The 19,092-nt window shown below is 42.0% G+C and carries 15 protein-coding genes and 1 pseudogene; 8 read left to right on the forward strand and 8 right to left on the reverse strand.

Translation table 11 applies throughout. The features are described from left to right. Positions 1-115: 115 nt before the first annotated feature. The gene (locus VE944_RS02405) at positions 116-844 is read right to left on the reverse strand and encodes a GUN4 domain-containing protein (RefSeq protein WP_324971722.1); all 729 of its coding nucleotides are present in this window, start codon (positions 842-844) and stop codon (positions 116-118) included. A gap of 275 nt (positions 845-1,119) precedes the next feature. Here VE944_RS02405 and VE944_RS02410 point away from each other — a divergent pair, with 275 nt between their 5' ends. Further along, on the forward strand, positions 1,120-2,541 hold the full coding sequence (locus VE944_RS02410) for an NADP-dependent isocitrate dehydrogenase (RefSeq protein ID WP_324971726.1): 1,422 nt from the start codon (positions 1,120-1,122) through the stop codon (positions 2,539-2,541). Between the two features lie 127 nt (positions 2,542-2,668). On the opposite strand, the gene mtnA is transcribed toward VE944_RS02410, so the two are convergent. Further along, entirely contained in the window at positions 2,669-3,730 is a 1,062-nt protein-coding gene (mtnA, locus tag VE944_RS02415) for an S-methyl-5-thioribose-1-phosphate isomerase (RefSeq protein ID WP_324971731.1), read from the reverse strand. Positions 3,731-4,525: 795 nt separating this feature from the next. Here mtnA and VE944_RS02420 point away from each other — a divergent pair. The 3 genes from VE944_RS02420 to VE944_RS02430 all read left to right on the forward strand — a co-directional run bounded on the left by VE944_RS02420 (position 4,526) and on the right by VE944_RS02430 (position 8,624). Next, complete coding sequence (locus VE944_RS02420) at positions 4,526-5,533, forward strand: DUF2235 domain-containing protein (RefSeq protein WP_324971735.1); 1,008 nt, start codon at positions 4,526-4,528, stop codon at positions 5,531-5,533. Positions 5,534-5,613: 80 nt separating this feature from the next. Further along, positions 5,614-7,242, forward strand: coding sequence for a peroxidase family protein (locus VE944_RS02425; RefSeq protein WP_324971738.1), 1,629 nt, complete (start codon positions 5,614-5,616; stop codon positions 7,240-7,242). 50 nt (positions 7,243-7,292) lie between these two features. Next, entirely contained in the window at positions 7,293-8,624 is a 1,332-nt protein-coding gene (locus VE944_RS02430) for a catalase family protein (RefSeq protein WP_324971740.1), read from the forward strand. 129 nt (positions 8,625-8,753) lie between these two features. Here the strand turns inward: VE944_RS02430 and dxs are convergent, their stop codons facing one another. Together dxs and VE944_RS02440 are read right to left on the reverse strand one after the other, a co-directional pair. Beyond that, positions 8,754-10,661, reverse strand: a complete 1,908-nt coding sequence (dxs, locus tag VE944_RS02435; protein ID WP_324971742.1) for a 1-deoxy-D-xylulose-5-phosphate synthase — start codon at positions 10,659-10,661, stop codon at positions 8,754-8,756. A gap of 525 nt (positions 10,662-11,186) precedes the next feature. Beyond that, complete coding sequence (locus VE944_RS02440; RefSeq protein WP_324971745.1) at positions 11,187-11,633, reverse strand: hypothetical protein; 447 nt, start codon at positions 11,631-11,633, stop codon at positions 11,187-11,189. A gap of 265 nt (positions 11,634-11,898) precedes the next feature. On the opposite strand from VE944_RS02440, the gene VE944_RS02445 reads away from it, so the two are divergent. Next, complete coding sequence (locus tag VE944_RS02445) at positions 11,899-12,024, forward strand: hypothetical protein (RefSeq protein ID WP_324971748.1); 126 nt, start codon at positions 11,899-11,901, stop codon at positions 12,022-12,024. Positions 12,025-12,031: 7 nt separating this feature from the next. On the opposite strand, the gene VE944_RS02450 is transcribed toward VE944_RS02445, so the two are convergent. Further along, the gene (locus VE944_RS02450; protein ID WP_324971751.1) at positions 12,032-12,994 is read right to left on the reverse strand and encodes an aldo/keto reductase; all 963 of its coding nucleotides are present in this window, start codon (positions 12,992-12,994) and stop codon (positions 12,032-12,034) included. A 489-nt stretch (positions 12,995-13,483) separates the two neighbouring features. Continuing rightward, positions 13,484-13,675: pseudogene (locus VE944_RS02455) on the reverse strand (DUF2811 domain-containing protein); the annotation flags it as partial. Positions 13,676-14,148: 473 nt separating this feature from the next. Here VE944_RS02455 and VE944_RS02460 point away from each other — a divergent pair. Together VE944_RS02460 and VE944_RS02465 are read left to right on the forward strand one after the other, a co-directional pair. Further along, positions 14,149-15,420: an MDR family MFS transporter gene (locus tag VE944_RS02460; RefSeq protein WP_324971754.1), complete on the forward strand. Its 1,272-nt coding sequence runs from the start codon at positions 14,149-14,151 to the stop codon at positions 15,418-15,420. A gap of 163 nt (positions 15,421-15,583) precedes the next feature. Continuing rightward, positions 15,584-16,477 carry a phosphotransferase family protein gene (locus tag VE944_RS02465; RefSeq protein WP_324971757.1) on the forward strand — a complete coding sequence of 298 codons (894 nt, stop codon included), beginning with the start codon at positions 15,584-15,586 and terminating at the stop codon, positions 16,475-16,477. Positions 16,478-16,598: 121 nt separating this feature from the next. Here VE944_RS02465 and hisIE read toward each other — a convergent pair whose 3' ends face one another. Then, positions 16,599-17,249 carry a bifunctional phosphoribosyl-AMP cyclohydrolase/phosphoribosyl-ATP diphosphatase HisIE gene (hisIE, locus tag VE944_RS02470; RefSeq protein WP_324971760.1) on the reverse strand — a complete coding sequence of 217 codons (651 nt, stop codon included), beginning with the start codon at positions 17,247-17,249 and terminating at the stop codon, positions 16,599-16,601. Between the two features lie 101 nt (positions 17,250-17,350). Then, positions 17,351-17,539 carry a ChaB family protein gene (locus VE944_RS02475; protein ID WP_100899632.1) on the reverse strand — a complete coding sequence of 63 codons (189 nt, stop codon included), beginning with the start codon at positions 17,537-17,539 and terminating at the stop codon, positions 17,351-17,353. 105 nt (positions 17,540-17,644) lie between these two features. Here VE944_RS02475 and hemL point away from each other — a divergent pair, with 105 nt between their 5' ends. Then, the gene (gene hemL / locus VE944_RS02480) at positions 17,645-18,943 is read left to right on the forward strand and encodes a glutamate-1-semialdehyde 2,1-aminomutase (RefSeq protein ID WP_324971772.1); all 1,299 of its coding nucleotides are present in this window, start codon (positions 17,645-17,647) and stop codon (positions 18,941-18,943) included. Positions 18,944-19,092 lie beyond the last annotated feature (149 nt).

A 19,092-nucleotide genomic window follows, 5' to 3' on the forward strand; every position in this document is an offset into this window, starting at 1 on the left:
TCTTCCATTTCTGGCTTACCCTTCTTTATATGCTTTTCGCTCCGATGGCGTTACTTCTCTTGCGCTACTCAAACTTCATGGAATTATTAAGTTACCCTTTGTACGTAGCTTAAAATCATTTTTCTGGATTCTTTGACCAAGCTGGGTGAGAAAGTAAAGAAGCAAAGACTCTTACTCCCCGAAGTTGATTAGAGAGGGGTAAGTGACCTCTAGGCGCACTTAAATCCCAGGTAAACCCGTTAGGGTATCGTGTCCAGGTATTACCTGCTTTCCAGCCAATTTTCGGCCAGAAATTCTCCCAGTTTTTACCCAAACTTAACCAGATTTCTCGCTGCACTGAAAAACCAAATTTACCTTCGGAGTGCACTAACCAGAGGTTGTTAATGGTTTGTAAGTCAACAGCCGAAGTCTTTTCTACCTCAGTAAAGTACAACCATTTTCGTTGTACAGCCGTTGGCCCTGATAGTTCACACATTTTTTCGATGGTGACGCGATCAGCTGCTTGGAAGTCTTGAACAGCTAGTAGCTGTTGCAAAGAATTGTAGTTAATCCCGCACTCTGATTTTAGAGGTACAATTCCCTCAGGAAAAGAGGAGCGCAGAAATTCTTTGGCAAGAGGTGCATCAGAGTTATAGAGGACTTGGTAAGCTTTGCCATCGATCCAAGTCGCTGGGTTATCACGTCGTTTCTGTAAAAATTCCATCAACACCTCTAATCCCTCATTACCCAACTCAGCTAATTGTGGGATTATCTGTTGTTGGACTTTTTCAGACCCAGCGATTAACGGTTGTCGGAGGGAGTCGATGTCATTAGCAGGGCCTGATAAAATCATTGGGTCTGTCATGCCATTCTCGTTTTAGCGGTCAGTGAAAGAGCGGTAAGCTATCGGGCATTCTCTAAGGTGAAGCACTGATAGCGAAAAGTAGTTTACTATTTTTGATCGTACAAAATTGCGATCGCTTCACTGAATCCCACACTTAATCCCCAAATAATGTACAAGGGGAATAGGGGGAAAATCTGCGCCTTATGGCTTGGTGAACAAAAGACATAGCAAAATATACAAGCCTGCCACATAAGGTTTTTTTGAATAGCAGCGTATCGATTAGGAGTGTGTTAACGATGTACGAAAAGATTACCCCCCCCTCAGCCGGAGCAAAAATCACCTTCAAAAATGGTGAACCAATCGTACCGGACAATCCAATTATCCCCTTTATTCGTGGCGATGGTACAGGTATAGACATTTGGCCTGCTACCCAAAAGGTGCTAGATGCTGCGGTAGCCAAAGCATATAAGGGTCAGCGTCAAATTAGTTGGTTCAAGGTTTACGCTGGGGATGAAGCCTGCGATTTATATGGAACATATCAGTATTTACCTCAAGAGACTCTAACAGCAATTGAAGAATATGGTGTAGCTATTAAAGGGCCTTTGACTACTCCCATTGGGGGGGGAATTCGTTCTTTAAATGTAGCGCTGCGACAAATTTTTGACTTGTATGCTTGCGTGCGTCCTTGCCGTTACTATGCAGGTACGCCCTCACCCCACAAAAATCCCGAAAAGCTGGATGTAATTGTTTATCGGGAGAATACAGAAGATATTTATTTGGGCATTGAGTGGCGACAAGGTAGCGAAATCGGCGATCGCTTAATTAAAATTCTTAATGAAGAACTGATCCCCGCCACCCCAGAACATGGGAAAAAACGCATTCCTCTTGATTCTGGTATTGGCATCAAACCCATCAGCAAAACTGGCTCCCAGCGTCTAGTCAGACGTGCCATCAAACATGCTTTGCTATTACCCAAAAACAAGCAACAAGTGACTTTGGTGCATAAGGGCAACATCATGAAGTACACCGAAGGCGCTTTCCGCGATTGGGGTTATGAATTAGCAACTAGTGAATTTCGCCAAGAAACTGTCACTGAACGAGAATCTTGGATTTTGAGTAACAAGGAAAAAAATCCGAATATTTCCTTGGAAGAAAACGCCCGCGAGATTGATCCTGGGTTTGATAATCTCACTCCAGAGAAGAAAGCGCAAATTGTCAAGGAAGTTGAAACTGTTCTTAACACAATTTGGGCAACCCACGGCGAGGGCAAATGGAAAGAGAAAGTTTTGGTGAATGACCGGATTGCTGACAGTATTTTTCAACAAATCCAAACCAGACCGGATGAGTATTCGATTCTGGCGACAATGAACTTGAACGGCGATTATTTGTCTGATGCCGCCGCCGCCATTGTTGGTGGATTGGGAATGGGGCCAGGGGCAAATATTGGTGATTCTAGTGCCATATTTGAAGCTACCCACGGCACTGCACCCAAACACGCCGGATTGGATCGGATTAATCCAGGTTCAGTGATTTTGTCTGGTGTAATGATGCTGGAATTTATGGGTTGGCAAGAAGCCGCAGACCTAATTAAGAAAGGTTTAAGCGATGCGATCGCAAATAGTCAAGTCACCTACGATTTAGCCCGGTTACTAGAACCGCCAGTTGAACCCTTAAAATGTTCTGAATTTGCCGAGGCAATTATTCAGCATTTTGGTTAATTCTATTAGGGTTAATTAGTCGAATAAAAGACCTCTCCCTGGTTTTACTACGCAAAATCTGTCCCTCTCCGAATCGGAGAGGGAAAGACTTGAAGTTTTGTTCAAGACAGGGTGAGGTTCGTCGAACTTACACTAATTGTTTTAACTGTGATTTCGCTAATTTATCAGGTGCGATCGCTCCATTCTCTGTAATGATGGCTGTAATCAACTCAGCCGGAGTCACATCAAATGCTGGGTTGTAAAAATCTACACCTTCAGGTGTGAGAATGGTATCGCCAACTTGATAAATTTCTGTTGGTTCGCGTTCTTCTATCGGAATTTGGCTACCATCGGCTAATTCAAAATCAACGGTAGAAAGAGGTGCAGCCACAAAGAAGGGGATATTATGTGCTCTAGCTGCGATCGCAACACTATATGTACCAATTTTATTAGCAGTGTCGCCATTAGCAGCAATGCGATCGGCACCTACAACTACAGCATGAATTAAACCCTGTTTCATGCAATGGGCTGCCATATTATCAGTAATTAATGTAACTGGAATACCTTCTTGCACACACTCCCAAGTGGTGAGTTTTGCACCCTGCAAACGAGGACGAGTTTCATCGGCAAATAAACATTCTAAACGTCCTTCCCTCCATGCAGAACGTACCACACCCAAGGCTGTGCCATAACCAGCAGTAGCTAACGCCCCAGCGTTACAGTGAGTGAGCAGCCTCAGCTTTTCTGGGGTAGACGGTAAAACAGCCAAACCATGATCACCAATCGCTTGACAGGTTTGTAAATCTTCAATATTAATTGCTTGGGCTGTTTGGAAAAGAGTTTGCTTGATGTCTTCTACTGTTCCCAGCGTTTCGTAGGCGGCTTTCAGCATCCGGCTAATTGCCCAAAATAAATTTACCGCCGTTGGACGAGTAGAACGCAACAACTGAGCTACTTTATCTAAGTGTTGCAAAAATTCGTGGCGATCGCTTGTTTTAATTTCCCTTGCACCAAGATACATTCCATACGCCGCAGCCACGCCAATTGCAGGCGCACCTCGCACAATCATGGTTTTAATCGCCCGCGCCATATCTTCACTGCGGTGAATTTCTACAAATGTATATTCGTTGGGTAAGCGAGTTTGGTCAATTAGTGACACTGAATCATTGTGCCAAATAACGGGATAAACCTGGTTTGTCGAAGGTGTCATAAAAAAAGGTAGTTAGTAGATGGGCATTCAATACTGAACTGATGCAACAGATTTGCCAGAAACATCTTAGCTTTACTTAAGTATTTAATAAAAGAAATTTTTGCGATCATATCTTATTTTTACTCCAATATTGTTCGCAAATGTAGCTTGCTTCCAGAACGGTATCCGATGGAATTGGCATGATAACACCTTAAAAAAGATGATCTTGCAGGAAAATTTTTGACGATGATCTACAAAATTTCTATGCTGTAACTGATGGTGTTCAACCTAGAGAGTAAACAAGAGACTACAGTAAAGAACGTGTCCAATTTAAGGACTTCCAACTAAAAAAATATTCCATCGCTTTGGCGAACAGGGGAAGCAGGGGGTGCAGGGGAAGAAGAATCTAACGATCATCTTCGCTTCCAAAATTGAATAATTTAATTTCTGGAAATACCTTAACTACAATCGCTATATTTTACTTTTCGTTACATAACGATTAATTTTCCCTCCTACTTACTAGTAATGTCGCGATCGCCAGAATTTTTCTTCAATAAACGCCGCGATCGCCTTAAGCCTTAATAAATCTTCTTCCACTTAAAAATTAATTTATTTTCTGCTTAACAGTCTTAAATGTCCTTGCATTATCATTAGGAAAGTGCGAGGATGTCGATGTTAATTTAAAGCAATATTTGCTAAAGCATTTATCAAACTAAATATGTGTTGATATATTAAATGCCTTTGGCCTGGCTTTACAGCTAACCTACATTTTGATAAAAAATTGAACTAATTACTCAAAGGCTTTGAAATATAACTATGAAACGTCTTGTCATTTGCTGTGATGGAACTTGGCAACAGTTAACAAGTCCTTACCCAAGCAATGTGGTTAAGCTAGCTCAATCGGTGAAACCGATCGCCACTGATGGGGTTACACAGATCATATTTTATGACGAGGGCGTTGGAACCGAGAGTCAAAAGGTTTTAGGGGGAGCTACCGGAATAGGAATCGATAGAAATATAGAAGATGGCTACCGATTTCTTAGTCTCAATTATGTTCCTGGTGATGAAATCTATCTGTTCGGCTTCAGTCGTGGTGCTTACACAGTTAGAAGTTTAGCGGGGATGATCTATTGCTCCGGTCTTCTAGACCGTCCCCATGTCACCAAAGCACATCAAGCTTATGAGCTTTACCGGAACCGGAGTATTAAACCCAAGGATAAGACAGCAGTAGAATACCGTCAAACTTACGGCGATCGCGTCCCTATTACCTTAATGGGTTGTTTTGATACCGTTGGTGCCCTTGGTATTCCTGGGATACCAGCCTTTAGTAGGTTAAGCAAACAGCTTAATACGCGCTACAGATTCCATGACACTACTTTAAACAAATGTATTCAGAATGCATTGCACGCGATAGCGATTGACGAAATCCGTGAAATCTTTGATGTCACTCCTATGAAAAAGCATCCTGAGGCTGAAAACCAGCGCGTAATTCAAAAGTGGTTTCCAGGTGTACACGGTTGCGTTGGCGGTGGAACAAAAGAACACAGTGGGTTATCAGATGCTGCCTTACAGTGGATGATTGATTCCATCGGTGAACTAGGATTAGGGCTTGACTTAGATCCAAATATGATTCCTACAGGCATCAACCCTAATTATGAATGTGACTTTAAGAACGATGTTGGATTCTTTAAATTGGCAGGAATCAAGTTTCGTGAGGTCAGCGATGTCATTGAAGACCTTCATGAAAGTGCGATCTACCGTTTGAAAAGTCGCAAAGACTATCGACCAAAAAATTTACAAAAGATTATTTCCAAACTGAAATAAGTTAAATTAATTTGAGTAATCGCAGCAGATAAATTTCGGGTGCATTGAATACAGAATTGCAAAAAATAAGGAATAAATTTATGACCGGAAAAAGAGATACATCTAAAGATGGCTTAGGTAACAAACTTCAAACATTAGTTTTAACAAACTTTAAACCGATTTGGAAACTTTTACAAAGTAACGAATCTATAAAACGTAAAGTTAACAAAACTCTACTCAATAGTCTCATCTACAAAATTCCGACTCGTCCTAATGCCTACAGTATGATGACTCTAGATGAGTATATTCCTGATACTAAAATTCCTAAGAAAACTGATGCTTATACTTCCTGGGAATCACTCAACGATCGCACTTATACAGGACGACATCTACCACCTGATCCCAAGTTAAACGCTGAGGGCAACTTACCAAAAGTTGAAGACCTAGCTATCTTATTCCGTAAAAGAGATGGTAAAACTATTTATTCTACCAAATCAACTATGCTGTTCCCCTATTGGGTGCAGTGGTTTACTGATAGTTTTCTCCGCCTTGATCACTATAATAAATTAAAAAATACTTCCAACCATGAGATTGATTTGTGTAATGTTTATGGTTTAACCAGAAAACAAACACACCTTTTAAGAAGCTTTAAAGGAGGTAAACTAAAATCTCAAAAGCTTAAGCGCCAAGATGGTGTAGAAGAAGAATATCCCTTGTTTTATTATGCCGATCCAGCGCAGGGTAAAGTTGACGCTCAATTTGAGGGTCTTTATGAACCTGTCAATGATGAAAAAAGACAGCCTGTAGATAAAAAACAATATCTGTTTGCGATGGGAGTAGAACGAGCAAATGTGCAAATTGGCTATGTCATGCTCAATACTCTATGTTTCCGGGAGCATAATCGGCTTTGTGATGAATTAGCAAGCAATTATCCAGATTGGGATGATGAACGCCTCTTCCAAACATCGAGAAATATTCTCATGGCGATTATTCTCAAAATCATTATGGAAGAGTACATTAACCACATAACTCCTTATCACTTTAAGTTGTTTGCCGATCCTGAAGCTTTTACTAAAGAAAGTTGGCATCGTCCCAATTATATGGCAATTGAGTTTGACTTTGTTTATCGCTGGCATAGTGCGATTCCAGAAACTTTTAAATATAACGGCAAACCAACTCATATTGCTACATCTCTCTGGAACAATAAGATGTTCATCGATCAAGGTTTGGGGGCATTGATGGAAGAAACTTGTTCCCAAGCAGGTACAAAAATTGGTTTATTCAACACGCCTGATATATTGGTTGAGTTAACTGAGTTACCGGCGATTAAACTAGGACGGCAACTGCAATTAGCAAGCTACAACGATTATCGCCAATTGTGTGGTTTCCCCAGAGTGACGAGATTTGAGCAAATTAGCGGCGATGAATTTGTTCAAGAGAAACTCAAAGAATTATATGGTCATGTTGATAATATTGAGTTCTTTGTCGGACTTTACGCCGAGGATGGGCGGAAAAATTCAACTATTCCTTCCCTAGTAGCACGCTTAATTGGCATTGATGCCTTTTCTCAAGCGCTAACTAATCCTTTACTATCACCCAATATCTTCAATAAACAGACTTTTTCTCCTGTGGGTTGGGACATAATTCAAAATACCAACACAGTCTCAGATTTAGTTAATCGCAACGTTCCTCAATCAGGCAGAAAGTACAAAGTTACTTTTGACCTTTAATAAACATCGGCTTTTAGTGCGATCGCTTTACCCCTACTATTAAGCAAGCTATGCGTAGCGTCTTGTATGGTGGAGCGATCGCTCTTAATAATACTCTTCTCACTCTGTCACTCGAAGCTGACTGGACAATAACTGCAAACAAGCGAGCGAACATAGCTTGGAATAAACTCAATTTAATAATTAATCCTACTTTCAAAAAAATGAACCTATTTACCGAATACCCAGAAAAAGACGAAGCCAAATATTCCGATCTCATGAGTGAGCTAGTTAAAAAGAACATGGCAAATCTTTACGGAGGTGAGAAGAAAAAAACTGCAAAGAGAGATACCCACTCTAAAACTAATGCTGCTGTACAAGGGACTTTAGAAATTTTTGACTTTGATGAAGCAGCAATTAAGCAGGAATTGAGCAAGCGCACCTCATTAACTGAAGCTCAACTTCAAGCCATTTCCCTAAAACAAGGTTTATTTGCCAAACCCAAACAATATCCGGTTTGGCTACGATTTGCAAATGGAGCGTTTTCAGTAAAGAGTGATTATGAAGGGGATACGCGCTCCATGGCCGTAAAGGTAATAGGGGTAGAAGGAGAACGACTACCGCAAAGTCACGAGTTAAAAACCCAAGATATTATTGTCCACAATACCGAATTCTTTTTTGTTAGAACCATCAAAGACTTCCACAGCTTTTTTGTAGCGGTTTATCGAGCAGGGCTGTTTCCGGTTTTTAAGCTGTTGGTGCTTTTTTGGCTAAAGTTGCATCCCTATGAATCCACTCTTTTACAAACTAGTTTCAAACGGTTTCCCAAGAGTTTGCTCACAGAACGCTATTGGAGTGCTTCAGCGTTTTCTTTAGGACTCAAATCTGATTTTGACCCATCTCAACCAGGTCGAGTTCCTGTGGAATATCCGGCTGTAATTAAATATGCATTTACTCCAGTTTCCAGTCAACCACCTCATCAACAACTTCCTCTCGAATCCAGACCAGAAAGTGAGCTTCAGCGTGCCAAAGCCTCAGGTTCAGAGGACAACTACTACCGAGATGATATCATTCAAGCTTTAGCAAAGCCTGATGCTGAATATTGTTGGGACTTTCAAATTCAATTTCAAACTAGCCCAGAAATGTCTATTGATGATACCACTATTGTTTGGAATGAAAAGGAATCACCCTTCATTACAGTTGGTCGCCTAACAGTTAAGCATCAGCAGGTTAATTCTGCTAAAGATAATGACTTTGGGGAAAATCTCAGTTTTTCTCCTGGGAATGGTCTAGCAGTGCATCGTCCTGTCGGTGCGATCAATCGGTTACGCAGCATTGTTTATCCTATCGTTGCTAATGACCGTCATCAAAAACGAGGAGTCAAATATCAGGAACCAACTGTCTGATTTTCAGTAGAGTAAAATGACAGGTTTGCAAATCTTCAGCGATCGCACAATTGCAGCAGTAGCGTTTTCATCAGCAAATCGCCCACACCTGAGTCACAAGTGTGGGCGATTCATTTTACAAAGGATTAACTAAACAACAGCAGATACTTGTTGTTTAAAGAAAGCTTGCAACACTCTCTCTGCTATTTGATCGCTAGTTAAACCTAGTTCTGTTTTAGATTCATTGGGTTCAGCATGATCTACTAACACATCTGGAACACCGAATCGCTTGACAGGAACTAGAATCTCTGCATCCATTAAGGCTTCAGCGATCGCACTACCAAAGCCACCCATCACACAGCCTTCTTCTAAGGTGACAACACGGCCGATTTTCTTAGCTAAGGGTAAAATCAACTCGGTATCCAAAGGCTTAACGAAACGGGCATTAATTACAGTTGCTTCAATGCCATGTTCGCTGAGAATTTCCGCAGCTTGCATTCCTGGATAGACCATTGTGCCATAAGCGATGATTAACACGTCATCGCCTGTACGCAGAATTTCGCCTTTGCCGATTTCCAAAGGTTCCCAACCTTCTTCCATCAGGGGGACACCGTAGCCATTGCCACGAGGATAACGCATTGCGATCGGCCCACTGGTATGGTTAACGCCAGTTACTACCATGCGTTGCAATTCTGCTTCGTCCTTGGGTGCCATTATTGCTATGTTGGGAATGCAACGCAGATAAGCGATGTCATACATACCTTGGTGGGTGGGGCCATCAGATCCGACAATTCCTGCCCTATCCAAACAGAAGAATACTGGCAGGTTTTGGATGCAGACATCGTGAATTATCTGGTCATAAGCGCGTTGCAGAAAGGTAGAATAAATAGCGGCTACGGGGCGCATCCCTTGAGTTGCAAGTCCTGCTGCTAGGGTGATTGCGTGTTGTTCAGCAATGCCGACATCAATATATTGATTGGGCAGTTTTGCTTGAAGTTTATCTAAGCCTGTCCCCGTTGCCATTGCCGCAGTAATCCCAACGATTTTGGGGTTTTGTTCGGCAAGTTTCACCAGAGTGTGAGAAAAGACTTTGGCATAAGCCGGGGGTTTAGGTTTACTGGAAGGAATGGCTTTGCCAGTTGCTACGTTGAAGGGGCTTTGGGCGTGGTAGCCAACTTGATCTAGTTCGGCAATTTCATAACCTTTGCCTTTGACTGTTGCTACATGTACCAAAACTGGGCCTGGTATTTGATGTGCTTGTTGGAAGGTAGCAATCAATTCTTCGAGATTATGCCCATCGACTGGCCCAATGTAGGTAAAACCGAGTTCTTCAAAAACTGCACCTACCTTGGGAACAGCCAAGCGTTTCATACCTTCTTTGATGCGTCCGAGTTCGGGAGACAAGGATTCACCCACGAAGGGAATTTGCTTAAATTGTTCTTCAAGATTATCTTTAATAAATTGCACCGGCTGGCTGAGGCGCATTTTGTTCAGATAGCGGGGAATCGCGCCAACGTTGCGAGATATAGACATGTCGTTGTCGTTGAGAACAACCAACAGGTTAGTTTTTGGCAAGTGTCCGGCATGGTTGATGGCTTCTAAAGCCATACCCCCAGTCAGCGCCCCATCCCCAATCACAGCAACGGCTTTAAATTTTTCTCCTTTTAAGTCTCGTGCTAAAGCCATGCCCAATGCTGCTGAAATACTTGTAGAAGCATGTCCAGCCCCAAAGTGGTCAAACTTGTTTTCACAGAGTTTGAGATAACCTGCAACTCCATCTTTTTGTCTGAGGGTGTGGAAGCGATCGTATCGTCCTGTAAGCAGTTTGTGGGGATAAGCCTGGTGTCCTACATCCCAAATCACTTTATCCCGATCTAAGTCCAGCGTCTGGTAAAGTCCTAGTGTTAATTCTACAACACCCAACCCTGGCCCTAAGTGCCCACCATTAACTGCTACGGTTTGGAGATGCTTATCTCGAATCTGACGGGCAATCTGTTGCAGTTGGCGAACAGATAAACCGTGCAACTGATTAGGATGGGTGATTTCGCTCAGATGCATATTATAGGGTTTTCCTCTCTAACTTCAGGTTTTCGGTATTTTGATTTTCCCACGGCCGGGTTGTTCACATTATCAGACTCTTACATTGTTACTAAGTTGTAGCGGAAAGTATAACTTCGTAATGGATAATAGTGAAAAATTTGTTAACCATTAACAATTCGGTCAAACAAGGTTGAAATAAGTTAAAGTCAAAGCACATTTGTCAATAAGTGATGCTACTTAAAGATATTTGCTAACTCGTATAAAAAGCATGTGAGCCAGCAGCAGTTTGCGGAGATTTCTTAGCTGGATCGCTCACTTTATCTAAAGTCAGTATTTTTTTAGTAAAATAATCTTTCTAAATTAATAATTATAAAATTTTTTCTTATTTCTGAGATAACTAGTAAATAACATGCAAATTAGAATCACATCACAAAGTTTATAAATTTAGACTTTCTTAAATTATTTGTAAACAGCAAGATTCCCAACTTTTCTCAGAAGTCGGGAATCTAAAGCTTTCGATTTGAAGGAAATCAAATAGGATTACTATTTACCAAAAGCATCCTTGATATTATCAACGGTGCGTTCAACAACATTCTTTGTGTTGTCTACTGCTTCTTTAGTCCGAGCGGCATCTTCGTTTGCTCTTTTCTGAATTGTAGCCGCATCTTTCTTTGCTTTGCGCTCAATAAAACTACCATTGTCTGTTGATTCATCAACTTTACTAGCATTGCTCTTTGCAGCTTCTTTAACTTTATCTGCCGTATCGTCGATGAAATTTTTGGCTCGTCCAGCATCTTTACTGGTTTTTTCTTGAACTTTATCGCCTGCGTCTGATGATGCGATCAAGGTTGCAGTAGGAGCAGCCATTGCTGAAGTGTTCGATAAAAATGCACCTTGCCAAACGAAAGCGATCGCTAACATACAAAACAGTGTTGTAGCCATCCAGCGTTTTACCGTAGAAAGCTGTTTTGTAACATAATTCAATTTCATAGAAGACAATCTCATGTGACTTAGTATACTATTTCTACTTCATTTAGTTTATTTGCCATATCGCTCCCTAGATAGAAGTTCTTGCGTCATTAGTTATGAAATTAATTCACTATTTTGATAGATTGAATTTTGAGTAAAGATTTTTTTGCTGGTAATTAAGGATCGAATTAAACAATTTACAAGTAGGGACGCTTGCTTTCTGATTTTTTCTTAAGTCTAACTGCTTGAGCTAGATCACTATCTAACCGATATTGTCCGTGAGTTAATGTTGCAGGCTGATGCAATGGCATTGTCAGCCGCAACAATGCCATTGCAGGAGATTACTTTAAATAATGTGGCGATGCAATTAGTGTTATATCATCCTGTGAACTTCCTGCACGGACAACACTAAAAAACTATTAGGCTGACATTAATTGCTGAAGGCGCTGTGGCTCCTCTCCTAGCCAATCTGGATTTTGGGCAGTGCTATCGAAAATTGATGAGGTTTTGAAAGGCTCAAACTTGCCTCGTGATGCCGCTTCTGCTGTTTTTGCTAAAAGCGATCGCACCTGCTCGTCGTTCATCGGCTGGAACGTCCGCACTGCTTCAAAAGTTTGCTCTAGAATCTCCATGTTATCAATTCCGGTAATCACAACCGATGTGGGCAGATTCAAAGCATAGTGTAAACATTCAATTGGCGTTACAGTATTTGACCTTAAAATAATACCGTTTGCCAAGCTTTTCATTCCCAGAACGCCGATGTTTTGTTTAACCAGTTGTGGCACAACCAGTTTTTCAAAGCTCCGGTAGTGGGCATCCATCACATTGAGCGGCATCTGCGCTGTATCAAATTTAAACCCGTTAGTGGCTGCAACTTCGAGCATGTGCAGATGAACATAGGGGTCTTTGTGCCCAGTAAAACCAATATATCGGAGTTTGCCAGCTTCTCGTGCCTCAATCAAGGCAGCATTCGCTCCTTCTTCGTCGAAAACTCGATGTGGGTCTTCGTGCCGAAGGATTTCGTGGTGCTGAACGAGATCGATGCAATCAACTTGCAGGCGTTGGAGTGATTCGTCTAGCTGTTTTGCTGCTGCTTTTTTAGAACGACCATCGATTTTGGTCATCAAGAATACTTTATCTCGATAGTGATCGCGCAGCGCCTTTCCCATGCGAATCTCGCTGACTCCACCGTTGTAATCCCAACTGTTATCCATAAAGGTAATGCCACGATCAATGGCTGTTCTAACAATTCGGATCGCCAATTGCTCATCAACGTGCTTCAAGGCAATGTGCCAACCACCCAATCCAATGGCGGAAACTTTTTCTCCTGTACTGCCGAGAACTCGATATAGCATTTCTGAATTTGACGTAGTTCCTGCCATCTATTCTCCAAGTCTTTCAACTATTACTTCACATATAGCTATGTGGCAATTCAAACACAAGGGCAAGTTGAGAATATCTTGCTGAAGATACACTTTTCAACCCGATCAGGAAATTATTAAAGAAGTCAAAATACCGATGGCAATTTGGAATGTGTGAGATAGAGAAATTAAATGCTTCAAAATAAAACCGTTATATAACAAGTACTAACGGTTAGTTAACATATTCAATTATTGTCTCAATTCTAAATTTTGCACTATTACCAACTAGTTTTGGCAACAAGAGAAACTATTGGAACCTCGTTAATGATCAGAATCTACTGATCTTTTTTGTTGTAATATTACCCCGATATGAGCGATCGCTTTGGATCAAAATCCTATTAATTGGGCACGGTTTGCCGTGCCCGTATTAGGGCTTCATACCAGTACTTATGGGGTGTCTACTAAATTAGCTGTTGCGGGTGAGTCGGTACAGGGCATTTTTACTGTGGAGTGATGGAACAAAGTTTCCAGATAGACTCGAGCAGCACGGCGATCGCTATCTCCATTTTGGAGTAAAAACAATGATAGCGCCGCCGTCAATACTCTGTTTTCATCCCAATCAGGATGGGTTTCTAAGTAGTTTTTTAAGGATTCGTGAAGTGTTTCAGGAATTTCTGTAAAGATGCTAACCGTTGATTTCATGAGATTTTCCTCCTATGAGGATAATCAAAAGGGACAAGTTGCTTGCGCTGAAGCGGCCTAGAGCTACTTCACACGCTCTTTTGCCAGCCCGCCAATCTACGCTTACATCTAGTAGTAATATATTTTACACATTTGATGCTAACGGTTGAACGGATTACAAAAGCAAGCCGAATCATTGTGCGCCAAGAGGGGGTGGGTTTGTCAATGCTGCGAAATGTTAAAAACGAGTGTATAAAAAATAAATACGAACGAAATAATCAGCATTAGAGGCTGTTTTTCGTTACGTAACTTTATAAGAACTCAGTCCTTTAAGTTCGTTGCCACTGTTTATCAAAAATCCCCAACAGGAGAGTAAGAAGCTCATTAGCTCGTAGAGAACCTGTGGAAAACTGTTAAAATCCCTGTGGAAACCCTGTGGAATGAGTGAGGAAAATAGCAGCCTATGATAAGAATTACAAAAATGTCACGGAACCATGACATTTAAACTCATGAAATTAGCTTCTCAATCGCAGTTATCATCGTGGCTGTCCTCGATACATCCCCAGGTATGGATTTTTGCAATTGGTAGATTTCTGTCGGAAGTTGGTACTGGCTGTACCCTGTTTTACGCCCCGATCTTTTTTGTCAATCAAGTTGGTTTATCTGCAACCAGTGTTGGGGTAGCCTTGGGTAGTGCTTCGATTTCCGGCGTTGTAGGGCGGATTGTAGGTGGTTCTTTAGCTGATTCTGAACACTGGGGACGCCGCCGCACTTTGTTGCTAGCCACGGCGATTTCCGCGATTGGTTCTCTGGTTTTAGCTACAACCAATAATTTTACGATTTTGGTAATCGGTAGCTTGATTAGCGGTTTAGGGATAGGTTTCTATTGGCCTGCTGCTGAATCTGTTGTTGCTGACGCTAGCCAGATTGACAATCGCCGCGAAACTTTTGCGATCGCTCGACTAGCTGATAATCTTGGGTTAGCGATCGGAATTATGCTGGCTGGGTTTTTTATTGCGATCATTGGGAGTTATCGATGGCTATTTGTAATTGATGCCATCTCTTTTTTGGTGTTTTTTGGGGTTGTCTATGTAGGAATTAATGAAACTGAACAGCAGCAGATAGAGGAATCTGAAAAGACGGAACTTTTGGCTTCTTGGATGGCAGTATTAAGCGATCGCCGTTTCTTGGTCTACATAGCAGTTAATATATTCTTCACAATCTATATTTCTCAAATCCACAGCACCCTGCCGCTTTTCTTCAAAAACTTTGTCATAAAAAGTACTACTGAAGGATTTGCTCAAACTACGATTAGCGTTCTATTTGCTTGGCATCTGGTGTTCGCCATCATCTGTCAGTTGCCTGTAACTAGCATCTTAAAACGCTGTTCTCATACACTCGCGCTTACTGTTTCCGCTATTTTCTGGGCAATTGGCTTTGGCCTAATTTGGGTAAGCGGCACTGCCCCATCTCATCATCTAGTTTGGGCAATATTGGCATTGGGAGTATTTGCTGTGGCGATTGTCTCTTATACCCCATCTGCTGCCTCTTTAGTGACGGAGTTAGCCCCGGAAAATCAACGCGGCGTTTATTTTTCCATCAACGCTTTGTGCTGGGCTGTTGGCTCTTTTATTGGTCATCCCTTGGGTGGATGGGCATTAGATCAACCACAAATTATTACCAATAGTTACTGGTTATGCTTCATCTTGAGTGTGGCGATCGCTGTGGCAATTTTACAATACCTCAGTCGAATTTTGGTTGATTAATCACCAAAATGGTATTATGCTGATGTTTAGCGATTTTATAAGGAGTTAAATCATAGTGGTACGTTGATACAACAAACTGACAAATCATTTAAATCGCTGCGATCGGTCTAAAAGTCCGATAAATTTTGATTTTTTGTTTGTTGTGATGGCGTCATAATCTACTATGAATATTCCTTCCTTGTATCTCGAAAAAATTTGTGCTGTCTATCCCAATATCTCTGTTGATCATCTTGACTTTAATCAAGATGGAATGGTTAACGATGTGGTAATTGTTAATCATGAGCTTGTATGTCGCTTTGCCAAAGATGACTGGGGAAAACAGGTACTTTCCCATGAAGCTAAGGTGTTGGAAGTGGTGCAAAAGTATGTTGAATTGCGAGTTCCACACTTTGAACACTTGGAACAAGGCTTTACAAGCTACAGATTTATTAAAGGTGAACCGCTATCTCGTAACACCTTGCTGAAGCTGAGTGAAGCATCACAAGCGGGTATAATCTCCCAACTAGCCAGATTTCATCAACAATTGCACAGCATCCCAAATGAAGTTTTAGTTAATGCTGGGGTGTCTTCCTCTGGTGCAGAACGTTCTCGTGAAGATTGGTTGCAGTTGTATGAGCAAGTTCAAGAAATTCTCTTTCCTCACCTGTGGCGTCATCAGCAAACTTGGATACACGAACTCTTTGCACCCGTAATTACAGGTGAACTTGACCTTAACTACACACCCGTACTGATCGACGGCGACAAGCCAGTGTATCACATTCTGTTTGACCCGATCTCAGAGAGGATCAGTGGTCTGATTGATTTTGGCACGGCTGGTTTAGGCGATCCAGCTTGTGATATTGCCGTGCAACTTGGTAATTACGGAGAAAGTATTGTGCGGCGTATGGAAAGCGGCTATCCCATGTTACCGGATGTCATCGACCGGGCACGTTTCTGGGTTGGGACACTTGAACTTCAGTGGGCTTTGGCTGGAATCAAATTTAACAATATCTCATTGTCGTTGGCACATATTGGTTTAGCCAGAGAGGTTCAACCTTTAGGTACACGGTTAAGTTAACCTGTCATAGCCAATAACAAAGGGCACGTTTGTTTAATTCTAGAAACTGGCGAAGTTAGGGAACAAAGTTTTTTATTTAGTTCCCGTACCCGCTAATTTTACTGTCATTTGCCTATATTCTTTACTGGCGACGTTCTTGGAGCTTACGATATACAGATTTTAAATCAACTTGATGGTGAGCTAAGGCAACCAAAGTATGATATAGCAAATCAGCCACTTCACCTGCGATCGCATCTGCTTCATCATCTTTAAAAGCCATTACTACCTCGGCGGTTTCCTCACCGATCTTTTTCAAAATTTTGTTATCGCCACCTGCGAATAGTTTACAGGTATAAGAACTTTCAGTAGGATTATCGCGGCGATCGCATATTATTTGAAACAATTGTGACAATGTATCCCCTGGTGGCGGGGCAATTTTTCCTTCTATTTGGTGAAAGCAACTACGTTCTCCAGTATGACAAGCAACATCTCCTAATTGCTCTACCCCGATGAGCAGCGCATCACTATCGCAGTCATAACGGATACTTTGCACTTTTTGAATATGTCCAGAAGTCGCCCCCTTATGCCACAATTCTTGCCGGGAACGGCTCCAAAACCAAGTTTCTTCAGTTTCTAAAGTTTTTTGTAACGACTCCTGATTCATCCACGCCATCATCAGGACAGTACCATCCAAATAATCTTGGACAATTGCAGGCACTAGACCCCGTTCATCGTAGCGAATTTCCTCAACAGGGATAGCGTAATGCAGTGAGTGCGAATCGTTAGAAGACATACCAGCTAGTTTGCTCTAATGAGAATAATTCATGGATTTACGATACCATTCTCAATAGGGCAACTGGCATGTTTTTTTGAATTGAACTATTTTATCTAGCTCTAAACAAGAACATTCCGTTCCATAGCAGACTGCATCTTTACAGCACTCAAAGCGACTTTATGAGCTTTTGAGGCTTCACCATACCAATGGATAGCCGAATTAAAAGCTGCTCGGTAAAGATCCTGGTATGCTTCAGATAATCGAGTTTGAATATCTAGAGGTAAGTCTTTATTCGAGTTGTATAACATATTATTATTTTTTGGTTCAGCTATTTACATAGGATAGAAATTCTAAGTAGTTTTTGACACTATCCTGAGATAGAGCTTTTTATTGCCCACTGTTAGGAGAGAACCTTGGTAAACACCACAATTAAAACAACAAAATCACAAGAAATCTTCGCTGCTGCTCAAAACCTCATGCCTGGAGGAGTCAGTTCTCCAGTTCGTGCCTTTAAATCTGTAGGCGGACAACCCATCGTTTTTGAGCGTGTTAAAGGCGCATATATTTGGGATGTAGATGGCAACCAATATATAGACTATGTAAGCACTTGGGGGCCAGCTATTTGCGGTCATGCTCATCCAGAAGTAATTGCAGCCTTGCATGAAGCTTTAGAAAAAGGCACGAGTTTCGGCGCTCCCTCAGTCCTAGAAAATGTTTTGGCAGAAATGGTCATTGATGCCGTTCCTAGCATCGAAATGGTCAGATTTGTCAACTCTGGAACTGAAGCTTGCATGGGAGTTTTGCGACTGATGCGGGCTTTTACAAAACGAGACAAAATCATCAAGTTTGAAGGCTGCTATCACGGACACGCCGATACCTTTCTAGTGAAGGCGGGTTCTGGTGTCGCCACACTTGGCTTGCCAGACTCACCGGGAGTTCCGAAAGCGGCAACTAGCACCACTCTAACCGCGCCTTTTAACGACTTAGAATCTGTCAAAGCCTTGTTTGAAGAAAACCGCGACGAGATTGCTGGTGTAATTCTTGAGCCAGTTGTCGGCAATGCTGGATTTATCGCGCCTGACGCTGGCTTCTTAGAAGGATTACGGGAACTGACTCACGAACATGGAGCGTTATTGGTATTTGACGAAGTGATGACAGGCTTCCGTATTGCTTACGGTGGCGCTCAGGAAAAATTTGGTGTTACTCCCGACTTAACAACCTTGGGTAAAGTTATTGGTGGTGGTTTGCCAGTAGGAGCTTATGGCGGTCGCCGAGATATTATGTCAATGGTTGCCCCCGCCGGCCCCGTATATCAAGCTGGGACTCTTTCTGGTAATCCTTTGGCGATGACTGCTGGTATTAAGACTTTAGAATTACTGCAAAAGCCAGGTACTTACGAGTATCTTGACCGGATTACTAAGAAGCTAGCAGATGGTTTGCTGCAAATTGGCAAAGAAACTGGTCATGGGGTATGCGGTGGTCAAATCAGCGCCATGTTTGGCTTATTCTTTACCTCTGGCCCAGTTCATAACTACGAAGATGCCAAAAAATCTGATACAGCCAAATTCGGACGCTTCCATCGGGGTATGTTAGAGCGTGGTGTTTACTTAGCACCCTCTCAATTTGAAGCTGGATTTACGTCTTTTGCTCACACTGAAGAAGATATTGAGCAGACTTTAGCAGTTGCACGAGATGTAATGTCTAGCCTGTAAGGGACTTCCAATTGAAGAAAGAGACAAGGGGACAAGGGGACAAGGGGAGGAAATCAGATGGGGATTCAGACCCCACCTGATTCAAGTCCACCAAAAAGTGGTGGGGGTCTTAAACCCTTGGGCGTTGCCGCACGACTTGGGGATGGGGA

The organism is Nostoc sp. (assembly GCF_035638895.1).
Taxonomy (GTDB): domain Bacteria; phylum Cyanobacteriota; class Cyanobacteriia; order Cyanobacteriales; family Nostocaceae; genus Nostoc.

Excerpts from the sequence above, each read along its gene's own strand:
- VE944_RS02465 (WP_324971757.1), top strand. The coding sequence starts at position 15,584 with ATGAATATTCCTTCCTTGTATCTCGAAAAAATTTGTGCTGTCTATCCC.
- VE944_RS02430 (WP_324971740.1), top strand. The coding sequence starts at position 7,293 with ATGCGTAGCGTCTTGTATGGTGGAGCGATCGCTCTTAATAATACTCTT.
- VE944_RS02420 (WP_324971735.1), top strand. The coding sequence starts at position 4,526 with ATGAAACGTCTTGTCATTTGCTGTGATGGAACTTGGCAACAGTTAACA.
- VE944_RS02410 (WP_324971726.1), top strand. The coding sequence starts at position 1,120 with ATGTACGAAAAGATTACCCCCCCCTCAGCCGGAGCAAAAATCACCTTC.
- hisIE (WP_324971760.1), bottom strand. The coding sequence starts at position 17,249 with ATGTCTTCTAACGATTCGCACTCACTGCATTACGCTATCCCTGTTGAG.
- VE944_RS02425 (WP_324971738.1), top strand. The coding sequence starts at position 5,614 with ATGACCGGAAAAAGAGATACATCTAAAGATGGCTTAGGTAACAAACTT.
- VE944_RS02405 (WP_324971722.1), bottom strand. The coding sequence starts at position 844 with ATGACAGACCCAATGATTTTATCAGGCCCTGCTAATGACATCGACTCC.
- mtnA (WP_324971731.1), bottom strand. The coding sequence starts at position 3,730 with ATGACACCTTCGACAAACCAGGTTTATCCCGTTATTTGGCACAATGAT.
- VE944_RS02460 (WP_324971754.1), top strand. The coding sequence starts at position 14,149 with ATGACATTTAAACTCATGAAATTAGCTTCTCAATCGCAGTTATCATCG.
- dxs (WP_324971742.1), bottom strand. The coding sequence starts at position 10,661 with ATGCATCTGAGCGAAATCACCCATCCTAATCAGTTGCACGGTTTATCT.
- VE944_RS02440 (WP_324971745.1), bottom strand. The coding sequence starts at position 11,633 with ATGAAATTGAATTATGTTACAAAACAGCTTTCTACGGTAAAACGCTGG.
- VE944_RS02450 (WP_324971751.1), bottom strand. The coding sequence starts at position 12,994 with ATGGCAGGAACTACGTCAAATTCAGAAATGCTATATCGAGTTCTCGGC.
- VE944_RS02445 (WP_324971748.1), top strand. The coding sequence starts at position 11,899 with ATGTTGCAGGCTGATGCAATGGCATTGTCAGCCGCAACAATGCCATTG.
- VE944_RS02475 (WP_100899632.1), bottom strand. The coding sequence starts at position 17,539 with ATGTTATACAACTCGAATAAAGACTTACCTCTAGATATTCAAACTCGA.